Annotated in this window: 8 protein-coding genes, 4 tRNA genes, 1 pseudogene and 1 other annotated feature; of the genes and pseudogenes, 12 read left to right on the top strand and 1 reads right to left on the bottom strand. The window is 27.7% G+C overall.

What is annotated here, in order from left to right:
• The 12 genes and pseudogenes from Q1K13_RS01635 to Q1K13_RS01580 all read left to right on the top strand — a co-directional run.
• Window positions 1-186, top strand: a pseudogene (locus Q1K13_RS01635) (IS30 family transposase); the annotation flags it as partial.
• 163 nt (window positions 187-349) lie between these two features.
• Window positions 350-3,094 (top strand): UPF0182 family protein, encoded by a 2,745-nt coding sequence (locus Q1K13_RS01630; protein WP_300347187.1) that lies wholly within the window; start codon window positions 350-352, stop codon window positions 3,092-3,094.
• A 138-nt stretch (window positions 3,095-3,232) separates the two neighbouring features.
• The gene (locus Q1K13_RS01625; RefSeq protein ID WP_300347186.1) at window positions 3,233-4,627 is read left to right on the top strand and encodes an NAD(P)/FAD-dependent oxidoreductase; all 1,395 of its coding nucleotides are present in this window, start codon (window positions 3,233-3,235) and stop codon (window positions 4,625-4,627) included.
• 13 nt (window positions 4,628-4,640) lie between these two features.
• A complete protein-coding gene (locus tag Q1K13_RS01620; protein WP_300347185.1) occupies window positions 4,641-4,874 on the top strand; it encodes a DUF1667 domain-containing protein in 234 nt (77 codons plus the stop codon).
• Between the two features lie 57 nt (window positions 4,875-4,931).
• Window positions 4,932-5,134: a binding site (T-box leader), on the top strand.
• Between the two features lie 164 nt (window positions 5,135-5,298).
• The gene (serS, locus tag Q1K13_RS01615) at window positions 5,299-6,576 is read left to right on the top strand and encodes a serine--tRNA ligase (protein ID WP_300347183.1); all 1,278 of its coding nucleotides are present in this window, start codon (window positions 5,299-5,301) and stop codon (window positions 6,574-6,576) included.
• Window positions 6,577-6,753: 177 nt separating this feature from the next.
• A complete protein-coding gene (locus Q1K13_RS01610; protein ID WP_300347180.1) occupies window positions 6,754-7,143 on the top strand; it encodes a hypothetical protein in 390 nt (129 codons plus the stop codon).
• 118 nt (window positions 7,144-7,261) lie between these two features.
• A tRNA-Ser gene (locus Q1K13_RS01605) sits at window positions 7,262-7,352 on the top strand.
• Between the two features lie 33 nt (window positions 7,353-7,385).
• Window positions 7,386-7,477: transfer RNA gene (locus Q1K13_RS01600), tRNA-Ser, on the top strand.
• A 208-nt stretch (window positions 7,478-7,685) separates the two neighbouring features.
• Window positions 7,686-7,949: a hypothetical protein gene (locus Q1K13_RS01595; protein ID WP_300347178.1), complete on the top strand. Its 264-nt coding sequence runs from the start codon at window positions 7,686-7,688 to the stop codon at window positions 7,947-7,949.
• A gap of 107 nt (window positions 7,950-8,056) precedes the next feature.
• Window positions 8,057-8,147 (top strand) — tRNA-Ser (locus Q1K13_RS01590).
• Between the two features lie 5 nt (window positions 8,148-8,152).
• Window positions 8,153-8,244: transfer RNA gene (locus tag Q1K13_RS01585), tRNA-Ser, on the top strand.
• A 366-nt stretch (window positions 8,245-8,610) separates the two neighbouring features.
• The gene (locus Q1K13_RS01580; RefSeq protein WP_300347176.1) at window positions 8,611-9,492 is read left to right on the top strand and encodes a metallophosphoesterase; all 882 of its coding nucleotides are present in this window, start codon (window positions 8,611-8,613) and stop codon (window positions 9,490-9,492) included.
• A 197-nt stretch (window positions 9,493-9,689) separates the two neighbouring features.
• Here Q1K13_RS01580 and Q1K13_RS01575 read toward each other — a convergent pair whose 3' ends face one another.
• Entirely contained in the window at window positions 9,690-9,833 is a 144-nt protein-coding gene (locus Q1K13_RS01575; protein WP_300347174.1) for a hypothetical protein, read from the bottom strand.
• Between the last annotated feature and the right edge of the window lie 139 nt (window positions 9,834-9,972).

Genomic DNA, 9,972 nt, shown 5'->3' with positions numbered 1-9,972 from the left:
ACAAATGAGCGTCATAATGGCTTAATTAGACGTTTTATCCCAAAGGGAAAACGAATTTCAGACTACTCACTTGAAACTATATCTTTCATAGAAAATTGGATGAATACTCTTCCAAGAAAGCTTCTTGATTACAAGACTCAAGAAGAGTTATTCGAAATACACTTAGATAAAATATATTTATTATAATAATTAGTTTTTAAATCATAATTAAGGACTAGTTCAATTTGATATTGCAATTTAAGAATTAAAGTTTAAATAAAAAATTTTATTATAAAATTTTTTATTTATGCTTTTTATTTTATAAATTAAATTATATATGAAATATTTATATTTTAAGGGAGGGGAAATTTTGAAAAGCAAGATATTAAATATAGTTCTTGTTATTGTCTTACTTCTAGTTGGAATTTTATTTATTTCAACTAATTTTATTATTGATATTCAATGGTTTAGGGAAGTTGGATATTTAGAAGTATTCTTTACTAAAATGGTAGCTATAGCTAAGTTATTTATACCTATTTTTATAGTATATTTTGTTGTTATAGCTATTTATTTATTTACTTTAAGAAAAAATATTAAAATTTTAGTTGGAGAGTTTAGATTTAAAGAGTTAAGAAAATATTTTGTCTTATTAAATGTAGTAGTTTCTTTATTAGGGGCTGGAGTTACTGCTACAACTCAATGGTATAAGATATTACAATTTACTAATTCTGTACCTTTTGGTGAGGTTGATCCTATATTTAATAAGGATATTTCTTTTTATATTTTTAAATTACCTTTAATTCAATCAATTTTTAACGCTAGTATTTCTTTAATTATTATTTTAATAGTTATAACTATTGGTATATTCTTAGTTTTAGGGGTTAGAGATAGATTTAATAAGAATGATAAGGTAATTATGTTGAATAGTAAAGTTGATGGAATTAAAAATTTTGCTGGTAAACAATTAGCTGTTTTAGCATCTATTTTATCTTTACTTATAGGAATTGAATATTGGCTTAAGGTATATTCTTTAGTTTATAGTACAAGAGGAGTAGCTTATGGGGCCAGTTATACAGATGTAAAGATAACTCTTTTATTTTACAAAGTAATTTCAGTAGCTTGTATTTTAGCTTCTATTATAGTTTTTATTTCAATATTAAAATTAAAGTTTAGACCTATAATAATTTCTATTGCAGGGATAGCTGTTCTTATTGTTTTAGAGCCAATAGTTGCTATATTTACTCAACAATTTGTTGTTAAGCCAAATGAAATGGATCTTGAGAAACCTTATATATCTTATAATATCGATGCTACTAAGAAGGCTTTTGGAGTAGATAATATTAGTGTTAAGGAAATAGAACCTAATGAAGATTTAAAATCGTCTACACTTAATAAAAATAAGGATATAATAGAAAATTTAAAGGTTAATTCTACTGGACCATTATTAAGTTTCTATAAGCAAGTCCAACTTATAAAAAATTATTATGAGTTTAATGATGCAGATACTGATAGATACGATATAAATGGTAAATATACTCAAGTTTTTATATCACCTAGAGAGATTAATAGAAATACTATGACTACATGGCAGAATAAACATCTTAGATATACTCATGGTTATGGAGTTGCAATGAGTAAGGTTAATATGGTTACAGATGTTGGACAACCTGATTTTGTTATGAAGGATATACCTACAGTAAATACAACAGATATAAATCTAGATAATCCTAGAATTTACTTTGGTGAAGGTGATAATGAGTATGTTATTGTAAATACTGATGTTGATGAATTTGATTATCCAACTGGAGATACTGAAAATACATTTAATTATAATGGAACTGGTGGAATTAAGATGACACCTATAAATAGACTTTTGTTTAGTATATATGAAAAAAATCCAAAAATTCTTATGTCTAGTTCAATAAATTCAGAGAGTAAATTAATTCTTAATAGAAATATTTATGAGAGAGTTCAGAAAATAGCACCTTTCTTAACTTATGATAATGATCCTTATGTTGTAATTCATGATGGTAGACTTGTTTGGATTATGGATGCATATACAACTTCTAATAAGTATCCATTCTCAGAACCTCATGATGGAGTAAATTATATAAGAAATTCTGTTAAGATTGTTGTTGATGCCTTTAATGGAGATGTAGATTTTTATGTTGCTGATGATAATGATCCAGTAATTAAATGTTATTCAAATATTTATAAGGGATTATTTAAGCCATTAAGTGACATGCCTGAAGATTTAAAATCTCACTTTAGATATCCTAAAAATTTATTTGAGCTTCAGAGTAAAGTTTTAACTAAATATCACGTTGAAGATCCTATAAAATTATTTACTGAGGAAGATTTATGGGATAGATCATTAGAAATTGTTAAAAAGGGAGGAGAAAGTGCATCTTCAGACACTTCAAAAGGTGGAATAGATGTATTATTTTCAAATCAAAAGGAAGTTTCAGGTACTAATAATGAGGGATTATATTTAATGACTAAGTTACCTGGTGAAGAAAATGTTGAGATGATGCTTTTAGATTACTTCAATATGAAAGGCAAGCAAAGTATGGTTGCCTTACTTGGTGCAAGGATGGATGGAGAAAATTATGGAGAATTAGTCATGTACAAGTTCCCTCCTCAAAGAACTATTTATAGTCCAATTTTATTTAATAATAGGATTCAACAGGATCCTAATATATCAAAAGAGATAAGTTTATGGGCTGGTAAAGGGTCAGAGGTTATTTATGGAGATATAATTATTGTTCCGGTAGAAAATTCTTTATTATACTTAAATACTATTTATCTAAAGGCTGATTCAGAAAATAGTATGCCTGAGATGAAGAGAGTTATACTTTCTAATGGTGATAATATTGTTATTGAAGAAAATGTTGATAAGGCTTTAGAAAAATTATTTAATTATAAAGGTGAAAATAATGGAGCGTCTGATTTAGTGGATGAAAGTAGTCAAGCAAAAGTTCCATCAGGTGGAATTAAGGAAGCTGCTAATTTATTTAATAAGGCTATAGAAGCTCAGAAAAATGGTGATTGGGCTAAGTATGGTGAGCTTATTAATGAATTAGGTGGAATTTTAAATAAGCTTTCAGAGGAATAAAATTTTTATTATTTACAAGTTAAATTATTAGTAGATTAATTTTAATTAAGTAAGTATTTTTGATAATATTTACATTAAATTTATCTATTTATGTTATAATTTTTATTGGAATATAACTAAGAGCTAGGAGTGAAACATATGGATTATGATGTATTGATATTAGGTGGAGGAATCATAGGATGCTCAGTTGCATATGAGCTATCAAAATATAACTTAAATATAGCTCTTATAGAGAAAGATTTTGATATTGCAGATGATGTTTCCTTTGTTAATACAGCTATTGTTTATGATGGTTCTGAGTGTAAGGATAATTTAATGAGTTATTTAGAAAACATGGGAAATATGATGTTGCCTGAAATAACTAAGAAGCTTAATGTTCCATTTAAAAGAGTAGGTCATTTAACTATTGCTGATAATGATGAAATGGTTAAAATTATAGAAGAAAATTATAATAGAGCAAAATCTAGAGGAATAGAAAATATTCATTTGATTGATGAAGAGAGAGCAAGAGAAATTGAACCTAATTATAAAGGTGAAATAAAGAAAGCTATGTATTCTGAGAATATTGCTGTTACAAGTCCATATGATTTAGCTATTGGATTTGCAGAGATAGCATATGATAATGGAGTTAATTTTAGATTGGAGGAAATTGTTTTAGATATTCAAGGAATAGCTAAAGGATTTAGAGTAACTACAAATAAAAATAAATTTACTTGTAGATTTGTTATAAATACAACTCCAGGCGAACATTATACAATAGATCAAGATAAATACTATGAACAAAAGAATGCTCTTAAAACCTATTATTTATTGTTAAATGATGAGATTAAAGAGAAAACTTCTAATATAGTTGTTAAGCTTAAAAATGAAGAGGAATTTATAATACAGAAGAATACTGTTAATGGAGATACTTTAATAGGTATAAATTCAAATCATTCCTTAGGATTTATGAAATCTTTAAAGCTTGCTAAAGAGATGATAAATAGTATAAGCAGAAAAAATGTTAAAGATATTTTCTATGATAATCATAGTAGAGATAGGATGATTATAGACGATAGTAGAATGCATAAAGGTTATATAAAAGTTATGGGAAAACATTATGGAGAAGTTACAATAGCACCTGCTATTTCTAAGAGAATTTGTGATGAAATCATAGAAAAATTAAATTGTAAATTAAATAAAAATTTTATAGATAAAAGAAGAGAGTTTTATAGATTTAGAGAGCTTTCTGATGAAGAAAGAAATGAGCTTATTGCTTTAGATAAAAGATATGGTAAAATGGTTTGTGTATGCAATGATATAAGTGAAGGAGAGATTGTAGACTGTATTAGACGTCCTTTAGGTGCAAGAACTGTGGAGGGTGTTAAAAGAAGGACAGGTGCAACCTTTGGAAGTTGTCATGGAGCATATTGCATAAGTAAGATAATAAATATTTTAGCTAGAGAACTTGATAAAAAGCCAACAGAAATTGTTGAAGATTCTAAGAATTCTAAGGTTTTAGCATCTAGAATCAAGGAGTTTGATAGAGTTTAAAAGGGGTGATTTAATGCATAAGGATATTTTTACTAGTGTTGTGAGAGTTAGAGGTTCTAAAAAATACAATGTAGTGCCTGTAAAAAGTAATAAACCAGTTGAAGTATCTAAATGGATTGATTTTTCAAATGTATTAAGCAGACTATATGTTGGGGTACCTACTAAGAGTGGAAATGTGGTTTGTAAGAATATAATGAATACTGGTATAGATATTATTTGTACAAAAAATTTACAAAAAGATAGTTAAGAATTGACAAAAAGCATATATTACAGTATATTTTTTATATAATATGTTTAATTTAATATTAAACCTTTGATCAGGCTAGTAATGAGATATATTGATTTTAGAGAGTTAGTGGTAGGTGTAAACTAACACAGTAATTTCATGAATCCACCTGTGAGGGACTGTGATGAGCAGTACGGAATTAACCGTTAAATTTTTTAAGAGGATAGGATAATTTTATTCTATCAATTAGGGTGGCAACGCGGAGTCTTTTCGTCCCTTTTATAGGGATTATAGGCTCCTTTTTTATACATTTTTTAAAAAAGTAAATTTATGTTAATAATATTGTTAAATATCAGTTTAAGTAAATAAGAATGTTTGTTTAAAACAGAATTTACTTAAAATAATGATTAATATAAATTATTGAATTTTGAAAGGAGAATAGGAAATGTTAGATTTAAAAAGATTAAGAAGTAACACTGAAGAAGTAAAAAATGCTTTAGCTAACAGAGGAGAAGATTTCGACGTAAATGTTATAGATGAAGTTATAGCTTTAGACGAAGAAAGAAGAAAAATATTATTTGATGTTGAGGCATTAAAAAAACAAAGAAATGAAGTTTCAGCTGAAATTCCAAAAAGAAAGAAAGCTGGAGAAGATGTTACAGAAGTAATGGCTGAAATGAGAGAAATAGGAGATAAAATAAAAGCTGATGATGCTAGAGTTGCTGAGTTAAATGACAAAATAAACTACATCATGCTAAGAATACCTAATATACCAAATCCAGCTGTTCCAGAAGGAGAAACTGATGAGGATAATGTTGAAATAAAAAGATGGGGAGAGCCTACTAAATTCAATTTTGAACCAAAAGCTCACTGGGATTTAGGAACTGACTTAGATCTTTTAGATTTTGAAAGAGGTGGAAAAGTTGCTGGTTCAAGATTTACAGTTTATAAAGGAAATGGGGCTAGATTAGAGAGATCAATCATAAACTATTTCCTAGATAAACACACTTTTGAAAATGGATATAGTGAAGTATTACCACCATACATGGTAAATAGAGATAGTATGACAGGTACTGGTCAACTTCCAAAATTTGAAGAGGATGCTTTCAAAGTAGAAAACAATGGATATTTCTTAATACCAACAGCAGAGGTTCCTGTAACTAATATGTATAGAAATGAAATATTAGATGGAGATAAACTTCCAATAAAACATGCTGCATATAGTGCTTGTTTCAGAGCTGAGGCTGGTTCTGCAGGAAGAGATACTAGAGGTCTTATAAGACAACACCAATTCAACAAAGTTGAGTTAGTTAAGTTCTGTAAACCGGAAGAAAGTTATGCTGAATTAGACAAATTAGTTCAAGATGCTGAGTCTGTATTACAAGGTTTAGGATTACCATATAGAATAGTTAGAATATGCAAAGGTGATTTAGGATTCACAGCTGCATTAAAATATGATATAGAAGTATGGATGCCAAGTTACAATAGATATGTTGAGATTTCAAGTTGTTCAAACTTTGAAGATTTCCAAGCAAGAAGAGCTAACATAAAATATAAAAATTCACCAAAAGAGAAACCACAATTCGTTCATACATTAAATGGATCAGGGGTTGCTATTGGAAGAACTGTGGCTGCTATATTAGAGAACTACCAACAAGAAGATGGTTCAGTAGTTATACCAGAAGAATTAAAAGCATACATGAGATGTGATGTTTTAAAATAATATTTAGTACGTAATATTATCTTAAGGAGTATATGAAAGCTTTAAATGTTTCATATACTTCTTTCTTTTTATATTAAATTATATATTTAAAAATTAAATTTCTACAAATTATTGTGTCACAATATACTAACTCAACATATTATAAATTAGGTTTAAATTTGAGTGAGGTATAGAAAAATGGAGAAATATAGACATAATTGTGAATGTGATAAATGTTATTATAGCTGTAAGAAGTGCAAAAAGTTTGAAGAAGTAGCTGAAGATTTAACTAAGAAAACTGCTGAACTTAATAAGGCTGTTGAAGACAAGTTAGCAGAAGCTAAAGTTATACAAGATGAAATTGATGAATTAGAAAAGAAAGCAGAGATATTAAGAGGTAAGGAAAGAGAGATTTTAGAAGAGGCTGCTAAACTTGATGAAGAGTTAGATCAAACAGCTTATGAAGCATTTAAATATTTATATGCCACAATTGATTGTTATAAAAATTGTAAAGATTATTATGATAGACCAGAATGTTGTTGTAGATGCTGTTGTAAAAGAAAACATTATGATTGCTGTGAGTATTAATATATAAGTAAATAAGTATATAAATAAAATTCCCTGATATTTTTATCAGGGTTTTAAATTTTTTTATAAAAAGTATTGACATAGATATATATTATTGATATAATAATTAACGTACCGCGGAGAGATGGTCGAGTTGGTTTAAGGCACCGGTCTTGAAAACCGGCGTGCGTGTGAGCGTACCATGGGTTCGAATCCCATTCTCTCCGCCATTTTTTTTATAAAAAATTAAAATGGGATATTATGGAGAATTACTCAAGTGGCTGAAGAGGCTCCCCTGCTAAGGGAGTAGGTCGTGTTAAGCGGCGCCCGGGTTCAAATCCCGGATTCTCCGCCAAAGCATCTAGTTTTACTAGGTGCTTTTATTTATGTTTTAAAAAATATTGAGTAGGAAGTTTTTAATTAACTTTGTATTTATTTATGACGTGCTGATTTTTAGAACTAAAAATTTAATTGTTTATATAAATTTTATAAATAGTATTATATTATAATAGTGATTATATGTATAATTTAGTTATATGAATTTTTAACAGGGAGGATTTTGGATGAAGGGATCATCAATACAAGTTGGTGGAAAGAACAATAGATCTACATCATATACATTATCTTTATATATGGGATGGAGCAGTATATTTGCAGCATTATATTTCTTTTGGGTTGGACTATTATTTGCAATTCCAGGAATTATAGCTGGGTATATATCTTTTAAGAAGCATAATGAAAGTAAGTTACCATTAATTTTAAATTTAATAGGGTTTGTTTTAACAGTATTTACTTGGATAGTATTTATGAAGGTACCTTTACAATAATTAATTAATAAAAAAGATACTAAAATAATAAAAAAATAGTATCTTTTTTATAAAAAAGTAGTTGACATATAAAAGAAAACTGATATAATAATAAATGTGTGATACATGGAGAGATGGTCGAGTTGGTTTAAGGCACCGGTCTTGAAAACCGGCGTGCGTGTGAGCGTACCATGGGTTCGAATCCCATTCTCTCCGCCACAAATGGAGAATTACTCAAGTGGCTGAAGAGGCTCCCCTGCTAAGGGAGTAGGTCGTGTTAAGCGGCGCCCGGGTTCAAATCCCGGATTCTCCGCCAAAAGCATCTAGTTTTACTAGATGCTTTTTTTTTTAGATTAATGGCGTAAAACCTCGTGGCTTTATGCCCGAGGTGGTTCAATTTTATCATATCTATAAATGATTAATAGTTTACTAATCAAATTCTATAAGACAGTTCTTTATTATTGATTTAAATTTTTCAGTATACTTTTCCACAAAACTTAATTATTAAATACAGAGTAAATAAAAAATCAACACTCTCTTAAAATAGAACTAATTATAAAAATAAGAATAGATTCCATAAATTAAAGCTTTTTTTAAGATATTAAATTAAGCAGTTATGGATTTACACCAATATTATAATTTAAAAATATAATATATTAATTATTTTATTTTGGGGTGTTTTATGAGGGTTGAAAAATTAAATGACATTAAAAATAATTCTAATAGAATATATTTTAATGATGAGTCAAAATTAGTTTTTTTTAGTGATTGTCATAGGGGAAATGGAACTTATAAGGATAGTTTAGCTCCTAATATAAATATCTATCTTACAGCCTTAAGATATTATTATAGAAATAAGTTTATCTACATAGAAGTTGGAGATGGAGATGAACTTTGGAAGTTTAAAGATATTCAAGAGATTTATAATATGAATCAGGATATTTATGAAATTTTAGAGGGGTTTAAGAAGAAAAAAAGACTTTTTATGATATATGGAAATCATGATAAAGATAAAAGTAAAATTAGTTTTTTAAGAAGAAATAAGAAGAGAAATAAATTGAATCATTCCGCTGCAGATTTTTATAGTACATTAGAAATTTTTGAATCTTTAGTTTTTGTACATGAGAAAAGTGGAAAAGATTTTTTTGTTCTACATGGACATCAGGTAGATTTTCTTAATAATGAGCTGTCATTCATATCAAAATTTTTAGTTAGATATGTTTGGGCTGTTTTAGAAGCATTTATGGGATTTAAAGATCCTATAAGTCCTGCAAAGAGTGATAATAAGAGAGATAAATTTGATGAGAAAATAGGCAATTGGGCTGAGGATAATAATACTAGGGTTATACTAGGACATACTCATAAGACTTTATTTTCTAATAATAGAAAAGAGTCAACTTATTTTAATATTGGATGTTGTGTTTTACCTAGAACTGTGACTGCTTTAGAAATTGAAAGGGGGCAGATTTCTCTTGTTAAGTGGACAATAAAAGCTGATGAAAAAGGTATTTTATTTATAGGACGGGAAATTATAGGTGGACCTTCAAAACTAGAAAATTACTAGCATTTTATTTTTTAGATTTAAGTTATAAATAAAGTTAAATTACTATTCCCAAAAGATTATAAAAGTAATAGTGGACTTTATTAAGTAAATAGGTTTCTTCAAAAAAAGAAACTCTAATTTTATAAATAAAAATATTAGAGTTTCTGGACTATCTATTAATAATTTTTTGTTTTATACTTAATAAGTTTATCTCTTAATTAGTTCTTTCTAGTTTTAGCTTTCATGTTAGCTTTTTTTTCTCTTTCTTGTCTTTCAAGGAAACAAGCCATTGGATTTCCAAGATTAGTTTCTATTTTGGATGTAGTATCCATTATCTTTTTGAATGTAGCATTTAGGTTCATTTAAAACACCTCTCTTAAACCAATAAAATTATTAGTTTTTTAATAAAATTTATAGATTTCACCATTATTATATACTGTATTGTAATCAATTTCTATAAGAAAATACTGTTTAATTTTTTTTTATGATATTGCTATTTAA

This window comes from Clostridium sp., assembly GCF_029267215.1.
Lineage (GTDB): Bacteria > Bacillota > Clostridia > Clostridiales > Clostridiaceae > Sarcina.
This window is presented reverse-complemented; position numbering and strand designations above follow the sequence as displayed.

Coding starts and splice junctions, on each gene's coding strand:
- Q1K13_RS01625 (WP_300347186.1), top strand. CDS start 3,233: ATGGATTATGATGTATTGATATTAGGTGGAGGAATCATAGGATGCTCA.
- Q1K13_RS01620 (WP_300347185.1), top strand. CDS start 4,641: ATGCATAAGGATATTTTTACTAGTGTTGTGAGAGTTAGAGGTTCTAAA.
- serS (WP_300347183.1), top strand. CDS start 5,299: ATGTTAGATTTAAAAAGATTAAGAAGTAACACTGAAGAAGTAAAAAAT.
- Q1K13_RS01610 (WP_300347180.1), top strand. CDS start 6,754: ATGGAGAAATATAGACATAATTGTGAATGTGATAAATGTTATTATAGC.
- Q1K13_RS01595 (WP_300347178.1), top strand. CDS start 7,686: ATGAAGGGATCATCAATACAAGTTGGTGGAAAGAACAATAGATCTACA.
- Q1K13_RS01580 (WP_300347176.1), top strand. CDS start 8,611: ATGAGGGTTGAAAAATTAAATGACATTAAAAATAATTCTAATAGAATA.
- Q1K13_RS01575 (WP_300347174.1), bottom strand. CDS start 9,833: ATGAACCTAAATGCTACATTCAAAAAGATAATGGATACTACATCCAAA.